Below are 16,786 nucleotides of genomic sequence, written 5' to 3' on the forward strand. Positions count from 1 at the left end.
TCCGCCGGCCTCCCAAGTCAGCCGCGCAGCGCCTGTCCGACGGTGCCGACCATGGCGTCGACCGCGAATTTGGGCTTGACGTTGACCGCCAGCGCTTCCCGGCATTCCAGCACCGCCTCGATGCAGCGCAACAGCTTGTCCGGGGGCGCGTGGGCCGCCATCGCGGCGACCTTCTCGGCCATGTCGGGATGGTAGGGCGCCACCGCCGCCGCCCCCGACGACACCAGCAGTGCGTCGCGGAAGTACGTGGCGAGGTCGATCAGCGCCCGGTCGAGCGCATCGCGCGACGCGCGGGTCTGCCGTGACTTCTGGCGCCGCTCGAGGTCCTTGATCGCGCCTGTGGCGCCGCGCATCGTCCCGGCCGTGCCCTTTCCGGTGCCTCCGGCGCCCAACGCCGTGCGCAGTTCCTCGGCCTCGGACTCGTTGCGGTCCCCGGTCAGCGCCTTGGCCTCGGCCTCTGCGGTGGCCACCAACTCCTCGGCGGCAGCGTAGGCCCGCGACGGGGTGGCCGCGTCCCGGGCCAGACCCAGCGCCCGCAGTCGGCGCTCCCTGGCCTGCTCATCGGTCGCCAACCGACGGGCCCGCCCGACATGCCCGCCGCTGACCGACGCGGCCCACGCAGCGTCTGTCTCCGGCAGCCCGTCGGACTCGACCAGCACCCTGGCGATCGCGTCCACCGGCGGGGTGACCAGAGCGATGTGCCGACAGCGCGACCGCAGTGTGATCGCGATGTCCTCAGGGTCCACCGACGGTGCGCACAACAGGAACACCGTTGACGGCGGCGGCTCCTCGACGACCTTCAGCAGCGCGTTGGCCGCCCCCTCGGTGAGCCGGTCGGCGTCCTCGACCACCACGATCTGCCAGCGGCCGGTGCCGGGGCGCCGCGACGCGATCTGGACGATGCTGCGCATCGCGTCCACCCCGATAGACAACCCCTCCGGGATGATCCGGCGCACGTCGGCGTGGGTGCCCGCCATCGTGGTGGTGCACGCCCGGCACTCGCCGCACCCGGGTCTGCCGTCGGAGGTGCACTGCAGCGCCGCGGCGAAGCACAGCGCCGCCACTGAGCGGCCCGAACCGGGTGGACCGGTGATCAACCACGCGTGGGTCATCGAACCGGCTGCGGTGTCCGTCTCCTGATCGGGGTCGTTGTGAGACGAATCACCGCGTGCGGCCCGCGCCGCCGCGATCAGCTCCGACTCCACTGCGTCCTGGCCCACCAGACGCGAAAAAACACCTGCCATCGCCGATAACAGTAATGCTGCGAACCGACACGTCCGTCCCAGACGCCCCGTCTCGGTCAGCAGCGCCCGATACGGTAAGCGGGTGGCCGCCGAACCGATCGAGATCGGACGAATCAGCGCATTCGTCCGCTGGGTCGCGCGTACCCCGTGGCCGGTGTTCACGCTGGGCATGCTCCAGGCCGACATCATCGGCGCACTGCTGGTCCTCGGATTCCTGCGGTTCGGCCTGCCCCCCGAGGACCGGATCCAGCTGCAGGATCTGCCCGCCTACAACCTGGCGATCTTCCTCGGCTACCTGTTCATCTCCTTCACCGTGGCGTCCTACCTGACCCTGCGCATGCTCATCCCCGTGATGCGCTGGCAGCGTCGCGACATGCTGCTCGGCGACCGCGACCCGGCCGACACCGCGGTGGCCCGCATCCGGGCGCTGAAGATGCCGTTCTACCGCTCGCTGATCAGCGCCACCAACTGGCTGCTGGGCTCGGTGGTGTTCATCGTCGCCAGCTGGCCGGTGGCCAGCAAGTCCGCGCCCGTGGTGGCCGTCGCGACCGGGCTGGGCGCGACGGCGACCGCGATCATCGGATACCTGCAGTCCGAACGGGTGCTGCGGCCGGTGGCGGTCGCGGCCCTGCGCGGCGGCGTGCCGGAGAGTTTCCACGCCCCGGGTGTGATCCTGCGCCAGGTGCTGACCTGGGTGCTGTCCACCGGGGTGCCGGTGCTGGCGATCGTGCTCGCGCTGGTGGCCAGCAAGTTCGCCATCCTCACCGCTCCCGCCGAACGGCTCACCACGACGATCCTGCTGCTGGCGATCGCCGCGTTGGTGATCGGGCTGTCGAGCACGGTGCTGGTGGCGATGTCGATCGCCGACCCGTTGCGCCAGCTGCGCTGGGCGCTGGGTGAGGTGCAGCGCGGCAACTACAACGCCCACATGCAGATCTACGACGCCAGCGAGCTCGGGCTGCTGCAAGCCGGGTTCAACGACATGGTGCGTGACCTGGCCGAACGGCAACGGTTGCGGGACCTGTTCGGGCGGTATGTGGGCGAGGACGTCGCACGCCGCGCGCTGGAGCGGGGCACCGAACTCGGCGGTCAGGAACGCGACGTGGCGGTGCTCTTCGTCGACCTGGTCGGTTCCACCCAGTTGGCGGCCACCCGACCGGCAGCCGACGTGGTCAGCCTGCTCAACGAGTTCTTCCGGGTGGTCGTCGACACCGTCCACCGCCACGGCGGTTTCGTCAACAAGTTCCAGGGTGACGCGGCGCTGGCGATCTTCGGCGCGCCCATCGAGCATCCCGATGCCTCCGGTGCGGCCCTGGCCGCCTCCCGCGAACTGCACGACGAGCTCATCGACGTCCTCGGTGAGACCGACTTCGGCATCGGGGTGTCGGCCGGGCGGGCGATCGCCGGCCACATCGGCGCCCAGGCCCGGTTCGAGTACACCGTCATCGGTGACCCGGTCAACGAGGCCGCGCGGCTGACGGAGCTGGCCAAGCACGAGAAGGGTCACGTGCTGGCATCGGCGATCGCGGTCAGCGACGCACTGGACTCCGAGGCGCTGTGCTGGGACGTCGGCGAGATCGTCGAGTTGCGCGGCCGGACCGCGCCGACCCAGCTCGCCCGGCCCACGCACCTGATGTCGGTCGACGGGGCCAGCGCCTCCCGCTAGGCCGGCGAAACCCGGCTAGCTCTTCTTGGCGGCCTTGCTCGCTGCCTTCTTGGCGGGCGCTTTCTTGGCCGCCTTTTTGGCCGGAGCCTTCTTCGCCGCCTTCTTGACCGGGCCCCGAGCCCGGCGATCGGCGAGCAGTTCGGAGGCCCGCTCGTCGGTGATGGACAGCACATCGTCGCCCTTGCGCAGGCTGGCGTTGGTCTCCCCGTCGGTCACATACGGGCCGAACCGCCCGTCCTTGATGACCATCGGGTTGCCGCTGGCGGGGTCGTTGCCCAGCTCACGCAGCGGCGGCGCGGCCGCGCCCTGCCTGCCGCGCCGTTTGGGCTCGGCGTAGATCTTCAGCGCCTCGTCGAGCGTGATCGTGAACATCTGATCTTCGGTCGCCAGCGAACGAGAGTCGGTGCCACGCTTGAGGTATGGACCGTATCGGCCGTTCTGCGCGGTGATCTCCTCGTTGGTGGCCGGGTCCACGCCGACCACCCGGGGCAACGACAGCAGCTTCAGCGCGTCCTGCAGCGTCACCGTCTCCAGATCCATCGTGCGCAGCAGCGAACCGGTACGCGGCTTGGGTCCGGTCGGCTTCTTGCCCTTCTTCGCCGGGGTCCCGGCTGACCCGTCGTCACCCTCCGGCGGCGGCGGTAGCACCTCGGTGACATACGGCCCGTAACGCCCGTCCTTGGCGACGATCTCGTGACCTGTCTCCGGGTCGACGCCCAGCGAACGGCCCTCTTGCGGTGTGGCGAAGGCTTTTTCGGCGAGCTCCAAGGTCAGCTCGTCCGGCGTCAGGTCATCGCTGAGGTTGGCCCGCTGCGGCTTGAGCTCACCATTTGGACTGTCAGGGTCGACGACCATCCGCTCGAGGTAGGGGCCGTTACGTCCGACGCGGACGTTGACCGCGCGCCCTTCGGCGTCGTCGAACAGCTTGATGGAGTTGACCAACCGGGCGTCGATCTCTTCGAGGTTGCCACCGACGAGCTTCTTGAGCCCGCCCGCGCGCGCGATCGAGCCCTCGACGCCGTGGTCACCTCCGAAGTAGAAGTTGTTGAGCCAGTTGGACCTTCGCTCATTGCCGGAAGCGATCTCGTCGAGCTCGTCTTCCATCGCGGCGGTGAAGTCGTAGTCCACCAGGCGCGCGAAGTGCTGTTCGAGCAGCCCGATGACCGCGAACGCCACCCACGACGGCACCAGCGCGCTGCCCTTCTTGTGCACGTAGCCGCGGTCCTGGATGGTCTTGATGATCGACGAGTACGTCGACGGGCGGCCGATGCCGAAGTCTTCCAGCGTCTTGATCAGCGAGGCCTCGGTGTAGCGGGCGGGCGGGCTGGTGGTGTGCCCGTCGGCGGTCAGATCCGCGGCGTCGACGCGCTGCCCCTGCGTCAGATTCGGCAGCCGGCTCTCGGCGTCGTCGGCCTCTCCGCCGGCCTGCTCGTCGAGGCTCTCCACATAGGCCTTGAGGAAGCCGGCGAACGTGATGGTGCGGCCGCTGGCGTTGAACACCACCTGCTCTTCGACGGCGGAGCCGTCAATCGATCTGCGGCTCGAGGTCCCGGCGATGCGCAGGCTCAGCGTGGTACCCCGGGCATCAGCCATCTGCGAGGCCACGGTGCGCTGCCAGATCAGTTCGTAGAGCCGGAACTCGTCGGTGTCCAGAGCCGAGTGCAGCTGACCGGGCGTCTGGAACACGTCGCCGGCGGGGCGGATGGCCTCGTGGGCCTCCTGTGCGTTCTTGACCTTGCGGGTGTACTGCCGCGGCGACGGATGCACGTACTCCTCGCCGTAGAGCTGCCGGGCCTGGTTGCGGGCGGCGTCTATGGCCGACTGCGACAGCGTCGTCGAGTCGGTACGCATGTAGGTGATGTAGCCGTTCTCGTAGAGCCGCTGCGCGATGCTCATGGTGCGCTCCGAGGAGAAGCGCAGCTTGCGGCCGGCCTCCTGCTGCAGCGTTGAGGTCATGAACGGCGCGTAGGGCCGCCGGGTGTAGGGCTTCTGCTCGACCGACGACACGGCCAGCTGCGCACCGCGCAGCCCCTGGGCCAGCGCGCTCGCCGCGGCCTCGTCGAGGACGAGCACCTCGTCGGGTTTCTTGACCGCACCCAGGGAGTCGAAATCCCGGCCGGTGGCGACCCGACGCCCGTCGACGGTGTTCAGCTTGGCAGTGAACCTGGGAGGCGACGCGCCGGCGTCAGACACGCTCGCATCGAGTTCGGCGGTGACGTCCCAGTAGCCGGCACTGCGGAACGCCATCCGTTCACGTTCCCGCTGCACGATGATGCGGGTCGCGACCGACTGCACCCGGCCGGCGGACAGCTTCGGCGCGACCTTCTTCCACAGCACCGGGCTGACCTCGTAGCCGTACAGCCGGTCCAGGATCCGTCGCGTCTCCTGCGCGTCCACCAGGTCGTTGTCCAGGTCCCGCGGATCCTCGGCCGCGGCGCGGATCGCCGGCTCGGTGATCTCGTGGAACACCATCCGCTTGACCGGGATGCGCGGTTTGAGGGTCTCCAGCAGGTGCCAGGCGATCGCTTCGCCCTCCCGGTCACCGTCGGTGGCGAGATAGAGCTCGTCGACGTTCTTGAGTAGATCCTTCAGTTCGGCGACGGTGCTCTTCTTGTCGGGGCTGACGATGTAGAGCGGTTCGAAGTCGGCGTCCACGTTGACCCCGAGTCGCGCCCAGGACTCGGACTTGTACTTGGCGGGCACGTCGGCGGCGGCCCGGGGCAGGTCGCGGATGTGCCCACGCGAGGACTCCACGATGTAGTTGGAGCCCAGGTAACCAGCGATTTTGCGCGCCTTCGTGGGCGACTCGACAATGACGAGTCGCCGGACAGCACTGTCAGCGCCGTTGCTCCCGCTGCCGCGGTTCTCGTCTGCCACCTTCGCCTAGCTCCACTTCTTCTGCTGCCCAAAGGGCCGCCACGCATTCGTGCGACCCCCCGTGGCAACTGACAATTTCGCACCCCCGGCCTGCCGACGCAAACTGGCCCCTCTCCCCCCGCGTGCCCGAAGGCGGCTACGTCCGCGGCCACTTCGACAACGCCTCGGCGTTGTCAGGTGGTTCCCCCACGTTCTCTACCAGGCGCGATAGCCGGCGGCGCCCACTGATCCGCAACGCCGGACGACTGCCGCGGGTCCCGATCAGCGTCGGCGCAATCCCGACCCTCATCATCGCCGACGCGAGCGGCGAATGTGTGTCCGGCGCGTGCGGGTCCAGCCCGAGCAGATATCGGTCGGATTCTGGTTCCCCGGCCGCCAGCGTCCAGGCCCGCAGTTCCCGCGGCCCCGGCAGCCACTGCGGCGGCACCGTCTTGACCGCCCCCCTCGTCCACTCCACAGCGAGGTCGACCAGGCGGGCGTCCACCGCCGTCCGCACCAGCGGGGTGTCCTCGTCGGTGCGGGCGATCTCTGCCTGCAGTCCGGCATCGCCGATCATCTCGGCCAGCGCGTCGGCCCGCCACAACCGGTCCACCACCACCGAGAGCCGGGCGCCCCGCTGCGGGCCGGCGCCGACCAGCACCACCTGCCCGTGCGCAGCCAGGATCCCCGTCAGGTCGGCGATGGCCGGTGGCACCGACTCCGCCGAGAAGAAGGACAGCTGGCTCACAGAAGTGACACTAGGGCAGCCCGAGGATCCGGAGGTGTCGCCGGGCCGGGTCCCGGTGTGGACCCCGAAGAGAACACCCCCGCGTCTTCCGTGACGGAGGACGCGGGGGTGATTGGAGGTTTGGTTTGGTCCGCTTCGCTCAGACAGCCCGAACGCCGGTGGCCTGCGGCCCCTTGGGGCTCTGACCGACCTCGAACTCGACCTTCTGATTCTCTTCCAGGGTGCGGAAGCCGCTACCCTGGATTTCCGTGTAGTGGACGAACACATCGGCAGAGCCGTCTTCGGGAGCAATGAAGCCGAAGCCCTTCTCCGCGTTGAACCACTTCACAGTTCCCTGTGGCATCTCTCGTACTTTCCTTCTCTTCTTACCGGGAGCGGTCCACCGACTTCCGGTGTACCGGGCCCGTTCCGACCGCCATACCTTCGTGGAGTGTTCGGAACTCGACCCGACCTACAACCCTCGCAGGAACCGCGGCCGCAACGACGATCCTGCGAGTGCGAATACACGAACACAGAAGCTGCGACCGCAGTTAGTCAATCACGTTCGGGGCTGCTGCGACAGTCACGGAGGAATCACGTAGTGAACAATTCACAAGCGGGGGGATTTCGGCGACATCCGGGAGGGTCCGAGGTGGCAGAGCCGGGGTCGGATTTCGGCCGCGAGCTGCTCGCTTGCGCGGTCGACGGCACCGCGGCCGACGAGCATCCGCTGCGGCACGTCGCCGACCTGCCGCCGCGCCGGGCACGAACCCAGCCATGGCCGCACTGGGCGGACCCGGACGTGGTGCGGGCGTTGCGCGATCGGGGAGTCGAATCTCCGTGGTCGCATCAGCTGGCGGCGGCCGAACTTGCGCGCGACGGCCGCCATGTCGTGCTGAGCACGGGTACCGCGTCGGGAAAGTCTCTGGCCTACCAGCTGCCCATCCTGACGCGGCTGGCCGAGAACCCGCGGTCTCGCGCTCTGTACCTGTCGCCGACCAAGGCGCTGGGGCACGACCAGTTGCGTTCGGCGGCGTCGCTGACCGCCGCGGTGCCCGGTCTCGCCGACGTCGCACCGACTCCCTACGACGGTGACAGCCCCACCGAAGTGCGGCGCTTCGCCCGGGAACGATCCCGGTGGATCTTCTCCAACCCGGACATGATTCATCTCTCGATGCTGCGCAACCACGCCCGGTGGGCAGTCTTCCTGCGGAATCTCGACTACCTCGTGGTGGACGAGTGCCATTACTACCGAGGTGTTTTCGGATCCAACGTGGCGATGGTGCTGCGACGGCTGTTGCGACTGTCCGCCCGCTACTCGGCCGCCGGCGCCGACTCGTCGGGACCCACGGTGATCTTCGCCAGCGCGACCACCGCGCAACCGGCGACCACCGCCTCGGAGCTGATCGGGCAGACGGTGGTGGAGGTGACCGACGACGGGTCACCCCAGGGCGCGCGCACGGTCGCGCTGTGGGAACCGGCGCTGATCGACGATGTCCTGGGGGAAAACGGCGCCCCGGTGCGTCGGTCGGCGGGCGCCGAGGCGGCCCGGGTGATGGCCGACCTGATCGCCGAGGGGGCGCGCATGCTGACGTTCGTGCGTTCCCGCCGGGGTGCCGAACTCACCGCCCTGGGCGCGCGGGCGCGGCTGGCCGAGACGGCCCCGGACCTGGCCGATCAGGTGGCCTCCTACCGCGCCGGATACCTCGCCGAGGACCGGCGTGGGCTGGAGCGCGCGCTTGCCGACGGTGAACTGCGCGGTGTGGCGACGACGAACGCCCTCGAACTGGGGGTGGACATCGCGGGACTCGACGCCGTGGTGCTCGCCGGCTTCCCCGGCACCGTGGCGTCGTTCTGGCAGCAGGCCGGGCGGGCGGGCCGACGCGGTCAGGGGGCGCTGGTCGTGATGATCGCCCGCGACGATCCCCTCGACACATACCTCGTGCACCACCCCGCGGCACTGCTCGACAAGCCCATCGAACGCGTCGTGATCGACCCCGAGAACCCCTATGTCCTCGGGCCTCAGCTCCTCTGCGCTGCCACCGAGCTTCCGCTGACGGATTCCGAGGTGCGGATGTGGAACGCGGAGGCGGTGGCCGAGAGCCTGGTCGACGACGGCCTGCTGCGCCGTCGGCCCAGCGGCTACTTCCCCACCCCCGGGGTCGATCCGCATCCGGCCGTGGACATCCGCGGCTCCATCGGGGGCCAGATCGCGATCCTCGAGGCGGGCACCGGCCGGATGCTCGGCAGCGCCGGGGCCGGCCAGGCGGCCGCGTCGGTCCATCCGGGAGCGGTGTACCTGCATCAGGGCGAGAGCTACGTCGTGGATTCCCTCGACTTCGAAGACGGCGTCGCGTTCGTGCACGCCGAGGATCCCGGCTACACGACCTTCGCCCGGGAACTGACCGACATCGGCGTCACCGGCCAGGGGGAACGCGCCGACCACGGCGCGGTCACCGTCGGACTGGTGCCTGTCTCGGTCAGCAACACCGTGACCGGCTATCTACGCCGCCGCCGCAACGGCGAGGTCGTCGATTTCGTCGAGCTCGAGATGCCCACCCGCACCCTCGAGACGATGGCCGTGATGTGTACGGTCACACCAGAAGCATTGCAGCGCAGCGGAATCGATCTGCTGCGCATACCCGGATCGCTGCACGCCGCCGAACACGCCGCGATCGGGTTGCTGCCGCTGGTCGCCAGTTGCGATCGCGGCGACATCGGCGGGGTCTCCACGGCCGTCGGCCCGGTGGACGGCCTGCCGTCGATCTTCGTCTACGACGGCCACCCGGGCGGCGCCGGCTTCGCCGCGCGCGGATTCCGCACCCTGACCACCTGGTGGGCCGCCACGGCGGCGGCGATCGAAGCCTGCGAGTGCCCCACGGGCTGTCCGTCCTGCGTGCAGTCGCCGAAGTGTGGAAACGGCAACGACCCGCTTGACAAGGCCGGCGCGATCCGGGTGTTGCGACTGGTGATCGGGTCGCTGGACGCGGAAGTCGGTTGAGTCATCGGGCGACCGACCCCTCGACGATCGCCTCTGACTGGGGGCTGTGGCAGGTCAGCTGAAACGGCGCGGCAACGGCGACGACTGCGGCGACGAACAGCCTGGACAACGAGATTCGATTTCCGATCCCGACTCTCAGGTTGGTGACAAATTACCTCGTCAGAGGGCTGTTCGCAACGCCGAGACAGGGTCCCCGGTGGTACGTCGGCGTACAGGTCGCCGGAGTTGCTGCGGATTTCGTCGCTTGATCGACAGGGGTCCGCTCCACCCCCTCGGTAAGCTGTCCGGCATGAGCCACGACTGGTTGCTCGTGGAAACACTGGGCAGTGAACCTGCCGTCGTCGCAGAAGGCGCCCATACCAAGGACATGGTGCCGATCAGCACGTTCCTGAGAAGAAACCCGCACCTGATGGCCATCCAGTCCGCCATCGGTGAGACGGTGCGCGCCGGCAAGGGCCTGCGGAGCATCACGCCGAAGAATGATCGGGTGATCTGCACGGAGGTGGTGCAGATGTCCGACGGCCGGATCCACGGGGTCCAGATATGGCTGGGACCGCCCGACGAGGAACCGCCGCCACGTCCGGCGGTGGGTCCGTTGATCTGGGATCTGAGCCGCGGGACCGCCACCGACACCCCGGAGTCACTGCGGATCAGCGGCTGGGATCCCGCCACACAATCCACTCACGGGCGGGCGTTCGCCGACGACCTGCCGCGCCGCGACCTCAACCCCAATGAAGCCGAGATCCTCACCATGGTGATCAAGCCGGAGGTGGGCCTGACGATCTGCAACACCTGGGACGTCACCGACTATCAGGGCGAACGGATCACGGTTGGTTTCGCTGCCAGGTCGCTGCCGGAAGTACAGGACGACGGCAAGGAGCGGATGATCTGCCGGGCGATGAACTGGCGCAGTCTGCGGGAGCGGCCGAGCATCCAGGAGGACATCCTGGGCCAACGGATCCTCGACAGCCTGGCCGCGCCCGGCGTACACCGCGCACTGGTGGATCCCCGGCATTGGACGCTGTTGAAGTGGCTCGATGACCCGGTGCCGTTCTTCGACTGGCGAGCCGCGATCGCCCAAGGCCCGGCCTTCCATCCGGACGACCAGGAGGCGCTGGCCGCGATGAACGCGGAGTTCGAGACCGGCGCCACCTCGGGCGTGCTGCGGATGATCGCCCACGACGGCGGCTGGACTCCCGTGCACATGACGGTGCACCGGGTCGAACTCGACAAGGGCGTCTACGCCGGGCTGGCGGCACTGCGGTTGCCCACGGACGCCGAACGCGCCGCCGCCGGGTTCCCGGAGTGCACCCAACCGGCGGCCGGAAGCCGGAAGTCGCGCTCCCGCAGGCAGAAAGCCACCAGGGCCTAGCGACTAGACCCCGCCGGCCCCGCCCTGGCGAGCGCCCGGGCCGGACCCGATGGCGACGACGCCTCCACGGCGATGACGACATCAAGACCCTGCACCGAGCAGTCCACCGCCGCAGTACCCATCATGGTCGCCAGCGTTGATGCCTGCGCGCAGGCACTCTGCACTCCGGTGGGCAGGGCGGCCGCCGCAGCGAGCGCGGCGAGGTCTGCGGCCGCCTGCGCACGGTGCCTGGCGATGACGGCCCCACCGATGTGGGCGCTGCCCGCGGTGAGCACCACCAGCGCCGCGATCATGGCAACCGCGACGATGCTGGCCGACCCGCGCTCATCCACCAGCGGTTTCGGTCGCGGCAACCGCGCCGGCGCTGATCGAAACACCGGGTAGCAGAGACGATCTCATGGTGACGGTGGCCACGACGTAGTGACCGTCCCGGCGCAGGTGCAGCACCGCCCCCGCCGGCGCGACCCTGCGCGCCGCCCGGTCAGCGGCAGTGTCATCGCCACGCGCGGCCAGACGCGCCGCCTCCCGGGCCGCGTCCACGCAGCGCACCTGCATGGTCACCGCGGTCAGGCCGCCCAGGCAGACGACCAGGATCGCCACCAGCGCCAGGATCGCGAAAGCGGCTTCGGCGGTGGCGGTTCCGGACTCGCCACCTAGACGTTGGTGTTCAACGCCCGGCTGATGATGTTGGTCAGGGCGCCGACGATCGAATCCCCGGTGACGACGGTGTAGAGAATGGCCCCGAACGCGGCTGCGGCAATCGTGCCGATGGCGTATTCGACGGTGGACATTCCGTCGTCGTCGACCGCCAGCACGATCAGTCGGGCCCGTAGGTCCCGAAAGCGTTCTCTGGTCATGGATTGTCTCCTTCATCTCTGGTCACAACACTCCCGATTGCAGGACTTCGCCGGCCAATCCGGCGACCACGGGCACGATGCCGAGGCACAGGAACGCCGGCAGATAACACAGCCCCAGCGGCGCCGCGATCAACACCGAGGCACGCTCGGCCTCGGCGCTGGCGCTGTCGGCGGCGGCTGCGCGCAGTGTGACGGCAAGGTCCTCGGTCCCGTGCGCCAGCGCGACACCAGACGCCGCGGACCTGCGCGCCATCCGCAGGAACGCGTCGGCGTGTCTGTCCACCGGCTCGGCAGGACTCGCCCACGCCACAGCAGGATCGGCGCCCAGCGCCAGCAGATCGGCGGCCCGCCGAAGCAGCACCGCCATGGCCGTGGGCGCGGACTCGGCGACTCCCGACGCCGCGCTCGAGACCGCCATCCCGGAGCGCAGGCACGCCGCGAGGACATCGAGGCTCGTCGCAGTGGCGAGCGCATCGTCACCGGCGGCGTGCCCGCGACGAACCACCGGCTGGTGCAGACCGACCCGCAGCCGGACACCGGAGGCGCCGGGTGACACCACCAGCGCTGTCGCGAGAAATGCTGCCGCCCAGATCATGTGCGCACCCGCGCGGTGATCCGGTCCGACCAGAGCAGGCCACAGCAGACCAACCCGGTGCCGATCACCAGTAGCCAGCCGCCCTCCCCTCCGGAGAGCAGGAACCGCAGCGGCTCGGCGCCGATCGACTGTCCCAACAGCACCCCGAGCACCGGCAGTGCCGCGAGGATCGCCGCGGTGGCGCGGGCACCGGCCATGCCGGCCTCCACGCGCCCCTCGAACCGTTCGCGTTCGGAGATGTCACGCTGCGCGGCCTGCAGCAGCGTGGCGATCGCCAACCCGTGGGACTGCGCGAGCTCCCAGCACACCGCCAGCCGTTCCCAGTGGCTGGGGGATGCCGAGCGCTCCGCCTCGGCGCGCAGCCCTGCGGCCACGTCGGCTCCCAGCATCGCGCGGGCGGCAACCGAGCTCAGCGACCGGCCGACGCGACCGTGCGATTCCTTGGCCGCGACACCCATCGCGGCAACCGGATGCGCACCGACCCGCAACTCCCCGACCAGAACGTCGAGGGCGGCCTGCAGCGCGGATGCCTCGTCGGCCCGCGCCCGCCTGCGACGAGTGAGACGCCTCCGGGCGAGCAGGGTGACGCCCAGCAGGCCTACCGCGAGGGCAGCAGTCCACGGGATCAGCAGCAGCAGCGCCGCCCACCCGGCCACCGCCCACGGCACCACGGGAGGTCTTCGGTGGTTCGGCGGCGCCGGGATCAGCCCTCGCGCCCGGCGTCGCGACGAGACCGGAGCGATCATCACCGACAGCGCCAGGGCCAGGGCCGCGCCGGTCACGTCCGGCTCCGCACGCGTATCAGGTCGTCCAGTGCCTGGGCGCCGCAACCGAAGCCCGCCGCAGAGCTCCAGCAGGGTGCCACCGTCACCCGGCCGTCGTCGGCTCGCTGCAACATCCCCACCTCGCTGAGGTGGCGGCGTCCCGTCTGATCACGAGTTACGTGCAGGACCACCTGGATGGCCGCCGCGAGCTGGCTGTGCAGCGCGGCCCGATCGAGGCCGCCGAGCGCGGCGAGCGCTTCGAAGCGGGTCGGCACCTCTGCGGGCTTGTTCGCGTGCACCGTCCCGGCGCCGCCGTCGTGGCCGGTGTTCAGCGCTGTGAGCAGGTCGACAACCTCCGCGCCGCGGACCTCGCCGACGATGATGCGGTCGGGGCGCATCCGCAGCGCCTGTCTGACCAGATCGCGCACCGTCACCTCGCCGACTCCCTCGACGTTGGCGCACCGGGCGACGAGCTTGACCAGATGAGGGTGCCGGGGCGCGAGTTCGGAGGCGTCCTCCACACACACGATGCGTTCGTCGGCGGCGACTGCGCCCAGCATCGCGGCCAACAGTGTTGTCTTGCCCGCGCCGGTACCGCCGGAGACCACGAACGCCAGCCGGGCGTCGATGATGCCGCGAAGGAGTTCGGTCGCCTCGGCGGTGATCGCGCCGGTGCCGGCGAGCGCATCGAGACCCTGGCTGGCTGGCCGCAGTACCCGCAGCGACAAGCAGGTGCCCGCCGCGGAGACCGGCGGCAGCACCGCGTGCAGCCGGACACTGAGCAGCTCGCCGGGATGGGCGGGATCAAGATGGTCGATCTGGCCATCCACCCAGGGTTGAGCGTCGTCGAGGCGGCGGCCTGCGCTCAGCGCCAGCCGCTGCGCCAACCGACGCACGGCGGCCTCGTCAGCGAATCGCACCGAGCTTCGTCGCAAACCCCCGCCGTCGTCCACCCACACGGCATCAGGGGCTGTCACGAGCACGTCGGTGGTCCCCGGTGCAGACAACAGCGGTTCCAGGATTCCCGCGCCGAGCAACTCGGTCTGCAATTCACGCAGGCTGCTGAGCACCTCTGTGTCGCCGAGCACACCACCGGACTCCGCGCGGATTGCGGCCGCCACCACGCTGGGCCGCAGCGGCGCCCGTTCGGCGGCGAGCCGCTCGCGGACCCGGTCGACAAGCGGCGTGCTCACGCGGCGGATTCCGTCAACTGGCCCAGATGCGGGTTCTGGCTGAGGATTCCGAGAACCTTGCGGACCGCCGCGGTGAGTGGGGAGCGCCGCCGAAGCGTCAGGCCGCCGCGCTCCAGTCGGGGTGCGATACCGGGTTCCGGCCGCATCGACGCCAGCACCGGGAACCCCACGATCCTGGCGACGTCGACCGGCCGCAGGCCGCCGGGCGACGGTCCACGCACCACCACGCCGGTGTTCGGGTTACCTGCCGACGCCCATCGACCGGTGGCGGCCGCGGCGGCACAGGAGCGCACGTCCGCCGTGGTGACCAGCACCACGAGGTCCGCCGCGGCCAGTGCGGTCTCCGCGGCAGCCGTCGGTTGGCGGGCGACATCGCAGACCACCGGCACCCCTGCCCTGCTTCCGGCGTCGATCACCGCGGCCAGGGGCAGGGCGCCGATGTGGTTGCTGGCAGGGTCCTCAGACAACACGCGACTGCCCGACAACACGCTGACCCCATGGCGCCTCGGTAGCGCGTCACGCAGGGCCGAATAGCTCAGCCGTCCGCCCGCCAGCGACAGATCGGGCCACCGCAGGCCGGGTTCGGCCTCGCTACCGAGCACCAGATCCAGCCCGCCGCCCCACGGATCCCCGTCTACGAGCAGTGATTCGGCTGCCGCCTGAGCCAGCGCGGCGGCGAAGACCGACGCCCCCGCACCGCCGCGACCTGCCAGAACGGCGACCACCGGCCCGCGCGTCCCACTCTGGCCCGCTGCTTCGGCGGCGTCCGACAGCGACGCCATCAGTTCGCGCTCCTGTGTGGGCAACATCACAACTTGTTGCGCACCGACAGCAACAGCCGCCTCCCATTCGGCCGGACAGGGTTCTGCGCGACTGACCAGCAGGATCCGCGCGCGGCGCGGCAGGCCCCGCTGCACGCACCGCCGGGCGGCGCCGATATCCAGCACTATCGCCGCCGCGCTGGTCCACACCCGCAGGCTCGATGGATCCTCGGTACGCACCACACGCAGGCCCGCAGCTGCGACGATGCGGTCGATGTCGGCATCGAGCGACCGGTCGTCGAGCACGGCCAGGATCCCCGGGGACGTCGTCATGACCCCAGCGTCGGATGCGGTCGGGATTCCCGAAAGAGCACGGCCGGGATCTGTGGATCAACACCGTTATGGGGACAGAGGATGCACCGGAAACTCACCGAAAACGGTATTCCGCAACCTTCTCAGATTCGGGGACCTGTCCGCTTTGCGAAAACACCCCACAAAAGGGACGACCCCCGCCAGGGGGGGAGGAGGCGGAGGTCGTCGTGTATCAGCCCCGGGGGGTCGGGCTGATGCACACCCGGCATAAGCCGAGTGATGCCCACTATACACACGCGAGAGTGCACCAGCGCAAGTACCGAAACCCGGTGATGTCGGCCAAGACCAGGAAAAATAACAGTCCCAGACACGTGTCGTGAACTGCCAGTTTGTACAATCTGACACGATCTGTCACGCACGGCCCCTCTATGCTGGCGTTGTGACCACATCCGACCCGGCGGCAGGGGTGGGCCCACCCCCCGGAATGCCGGCCTCATCGGACCGCCCCATTCGCACCGCGGCGTTCTTCGATCTGGATAAAACCGTGATCGCTAAATCCAGCACTTTGGCTTTCAGCAAACCCTTCTTCAGTCAAGGGCTAATCAATCGGCGGGCGGTGCTCAAGTCTTCGTACGCGCAATTCCTTTTCCTGATGTCCGGCGCCGACCACGACCAGATGGACCGGATGCGCTCCTACATCACGAACATGTGCACCGGATGGGACGTCGAACAAGTCAAGTCGATCGTCGGCGAGACGTTGCACGACATCGTGGATCCGCTGGTCTTCGCCGAGGCGGCCGAACTCATCGCCGACCACAAACTCTGCGGTCGCGACGTGGTGGTCGTCTCGGCCTCCGGCGAGGAGATCGTGGCACCGATCGCCCGCGCACTGGGCGCCACTCACGCGATGGCCACCCGGATGGTCGTCGAGGACGGCAAGTACACCGGCGACATCGCGTTCTACTGCTACGGCGAGGGCAAGGTGGAGGCCATTCGCGCGCTCGCCGCCCGCGAGGGTTACGCGCTCGAACATTGCTACGCCTACTCCGACTCGATCACCGACCTACCGATGCTCGAGGCCGTCGGACATCCGACGGTGGTCAATCCCGACCGGACGTTGCGCAAGGAAGCCGCCGCGCGCGACTGGCCGGTACAGACCTTCTCCAAGCCGGTGTCGCTGCGCGACCGGCTTCCCGCGCCGTCGGGAGCGGCCGTCGCCACGACGGCCGCCGTCGGCGTCAGCGCCCTGGCCGCCGGCGCACTGACGTACACGCTGCTGCGCCGGTTCGCGTTCTGACGCTCCGTACCGCTCAGTAGCCAGTGGGCTGTCGTAACGATCCGGGATCTCGACCCGTTTGACCCTTGCTGTGACCGAGGTCACGGAGTACAAAGGAAGCACGGAAGCCGGGTGAGGCCAAGGTCGAGCCGGAAGAGAAGG

At 69.4% G+C, this 16,786-nt stretch carries 15 protein-coding genes; 4 read left to right on the forward strand and 11 right to left on the reverse strand.

Annotated elements, in window-relative coordinates; translation table 11 throughout:
* Positions 1–17 precede the first annotated feature (17 nt).
* A complete protein-coding gene (locus BEMPMBAN_RS01805) occupies positions 18–1,244 on the reverse strand; it encodes a DNA polymerase III subunit delta' (protein WP_159228701.1) in 1,227 nt (408 codons plus the stop codon).
* Between the two features lie 82 nt (positions 1,245–1,326).
* Here BEMPMBAN_RS01805 and BEMPMBAN_RS01810 point away from each other — a divergent pair, with 82 nt between their 5' ends.
* Positions 1,327–2,910 (forward strand): adenylate/guanylate cyclase domain-containing protein, encoded by a 1,584-nt coding sequence (locus tag BEMPMBAN_RS01810; protein ID WP_159228702.1) that lies wholly within the window; start codon positions 1,327–1,329, stop codon positions 2,908–2,910.
* 15 nt (positions 2,911–2,925) lie between these two features.
* On the opposite strand, the gene topA is transcribed toward BEMPMBAN_RS01810, so the two are convergent.
* From topA to BEMPMBAN_RS01825, 3 genes are all read right to left on the reverse strand, one after another.
* Positions 2,926–5,787, reverse strand: a complete 2,862-nt coding sequence (gene topA / locus BEMPMBAN_RS01815) for a type I DNA topoisomerase (protein ID WP_159228703.1) — start codon at positions 5,785–5,787, stop codon at positions 2,926–2,928.
* A 136-nt stretch (positions 5,788–5,923) separates the two neighbouring features.
* Positions 5,924–6,514, reverse strand: coding sequence for a hypothetical protein (locus tag BEMPMBAN_RS01820; protein ID WP_159228704.1), 591 nt, complete (start codon positions 6,512–6,514; stop codon positions 5,924–5,926).
* 139 nt (positions 6,515–6,653) lie between these two features.
* The gene (locus BEMPMBAN_RS01825) at positions 6,654–6,857 is read right to left on the reverse strand and encodes a cold-shock protein (protein ID WP_006243848.1); all 204 of its coding nucleotides are present in this window, start codon (positions 6,855–6,857) and stop codon (positions 6,654–6,656) included.
* Positions 6,858–7,145: 288 nt separating this feature from the next.
* Between BEMPMBAN_RS01825 and BEMPMBAN_RS01830 the strand changes: the two genes are divergently transcribed.
* Both BEMPMBAN_RS01830 and BEMPMBAN_RS01835 read left to right on the forward strand, forming a co-directional pair.
* Positions 7,146–9,494, forward strand: a complete 2,349-nt coding sequence (locus BEMPMBAN_RS01830) for a DNA 3'-5' helicase SftH (RefSeq protein WP_159228705.1) — start codon at positions 7,146–7,148, stop codon at positions 9,492–9,494.
* A gap of 289 nt (positions 9,495–9,783) precedes the next feature.
* Positions 9,784–10,866 carry a PAS domain-containing protein gene (locus tag BEMPMBAN_RS01835; protein WP_159228706.1) on the forward strand — a complete coding sequence of 361 codons (1,083 nt, stop codon included), beginning with the start codon at positions 9,784–9,786 and terminating at the stop codon, positions 10,864–10,866.
* Here BEMPMBAN_RS01835 and BEMPMBAN_RS01840 read toward each other — a convergent pair.
* Genes BEMPMBAN_RS01840 through ssd form a run of 7 tightly spaced genes read right to left on the reverse strand, consistent with a single transcriptional unit; the run spans position 10,863 to position 15,369 of the window.
* Complete coding sequence (locus tag BEMPMBAN_RS01840; protein ID WP_234897251.1) at positions 10,863–11,198, reverse strand: Rv3654c family TadE-like protein; 336 nt, start codon at positions 11,196–11,198, stop codon at positions 10,863–10,865. The genes BEMPMBAN_RS01835 and BEMPMBAN_RS01840 overlap by 4 nt on opposite strands.
* Positions 11,191–11,478, reverse strand: coding sequence for a TadE family type IV pilus minor pilin (locus tag BEMPMBAN_RS01845; RefSeq protein WP_200845842.1), 288 nt, complete (start codon positions 11,476–11,478; stop codon positions 11,191–11,193). Before BEMPMBAN_RS01845 ends, BEMPMBAN_RS01840 begins: the two co-directional genes overlap by 8 nt.
* 41 nt (positions 11,479–11,519) lie before the next feature.
* Positions 11,520–11,723 carry a DUF4244 domain-containing protein gene (locus tag BEMPMBAN_RS01850; protein ID WP_159228707.1) on the reverse strand — a complete coding sequence of 68 codons (204 nt, stop codon included), beginning with the start codon at positions 11,721–11,723 and terminating at the stop codon, positions 11,520–11,522.
* 22 nt (positions 11,724–11,745) lie between these two features.
* Positions 11,746–12,318: a type II secretion system F family protein gene (locus tag BEMPMBAN_RS01855; RefSeq protein WP_159228708.1), complete on the reverse strand. Its 573-nt coding sequence runs from the start codon at positions 12,316–12,318 to the stop codon at positions 11,746–11,748.
* Complete coding sequence (locus BEMPMBAN_RS01860) at positions 12,315–13,100, reverse strand: type II secretion system F family protein (RefSeq protein WP_159228709.1); 786 nt, start codon at positions 13,098–13,100, stop codon at positions 12,315–12,317. The genes BEMPMBAN_RS01855 and BEMPMBAN_RS01860 overlap by 4 nt, the downstream gene beginning before the upstream one ends.
* Positions 13,097–14,275, reverse strand: coding sequence for a TadA family conjugal transfer-associated ATPase (locus BEMPMBAN_RS01865; protein WP_159228710.1), 1,179 nt, complete (start codon positions 14,273–14,275; stop codon positions 13,097–13,099). The genes BEMPMBAN_RS01860 and BEMPMBAN_RS01865 overlap by 4 nt, the downstream gene beginning before the upstream one ends.
* The gene (gene ssd, locus BEMPMBAN_RS01870; protein WP_159228711.1) at positions 14,272–15,369 is read right to left on the reverse strand and encodes a septum site-determining protein Ssd; all 1,098 of its coding nucleotides are present in this window, start codon (positions 15,367–15,369) and stop codon (positions 14,272–14,274) included. Before ssd ends, BEMPMBAN_RS01865 begins: the two co-directional genes overlap by 4 nt.
* Before the next feature lie 463 nt (positions 15,370–15,832).
* On the opposite strand from ssd, the gene BEMPMBAN_RS01875 reads away from it, so the two are divergent.
* Positions 15,833–16,645: an HAD-IB family hydrolase gene (locus tag BEMPMBAN_RS01875; protein ID WP_159228820.1), complete on the forward strand. Its 813-nt coding sequence runs from the start codon at positions 15,833–15,835 to the stop codon at positions 16,643–16,645.
* Positions 16,646–16,786 lie beyond the last annotated feature (141 nt).

It is taken from the genome of Mycolicibacterium austroafricanum, assembly GCF_902705885.1.
Lineage (GTDB): Bacteria > Actinomycetota > Actinomycetes > Mycobacteriales > Mycobacteriaceae > Mycobacterium > Mycobacterium vanbaalenii_A.

Excerpts from the sequence above, each read along its gene's own strand:
- BEMPMBAN_RS01875 (WP_159228820.1), top strand. The coding sequence starts at position 15,833 with ATGCCGGCCTCATCGGACCGCCCCATTCGCACCGCGGCGTTCTTCGAT.
- ssd (WP_159228711.1), bottom strand. The coding sequence starts at position 15,369 with ATGACGACGTCCCCGGGGATCCTGGCCGTGCTCGACGACCGGTCGCTC.
- BEMPMBAN_RS01855 (WP_159228708.1), bottom strand. The coding sequence starts at position 12,318 with ATGATCTGGGCGGCAGCATTTCTCGCGACAGCGCTGGTGGTGTCACCC.
- BEMPMBAN_RS01835 (WP_159228706.1), top strand. The coding sequence starts at position 9,784 with ATGAGCCACGACTGGTTGCTCGTGGAAACACTGGGCAGTGAACCTGCC.
- BEMPMBAN_RS01825 (WP_006243848.1), bottom strand. The coding sequence starts at position 6,857 with ATGCCACAGGGAACTGTGAAGTGGTTCAACGCGGAGAAGGGCTTCGGC.
- BEMPMBAN_RS01805 (WP_159228701.1), bottom strand. The coding sequence starts at position 1,244 with ATGGCAGGTGTTTTTTCGCGTCTGGTGGGCCAGGACGCAGTGGAGTCG.
- BEMPMBAN_RS01850 (WP_159228707.1), bottom strand. The coding sequence starts at position 11,723 with ATGACCAGAGAACGCTTTCGGGACCTACGGGCCCGACTGATCGTGCTG.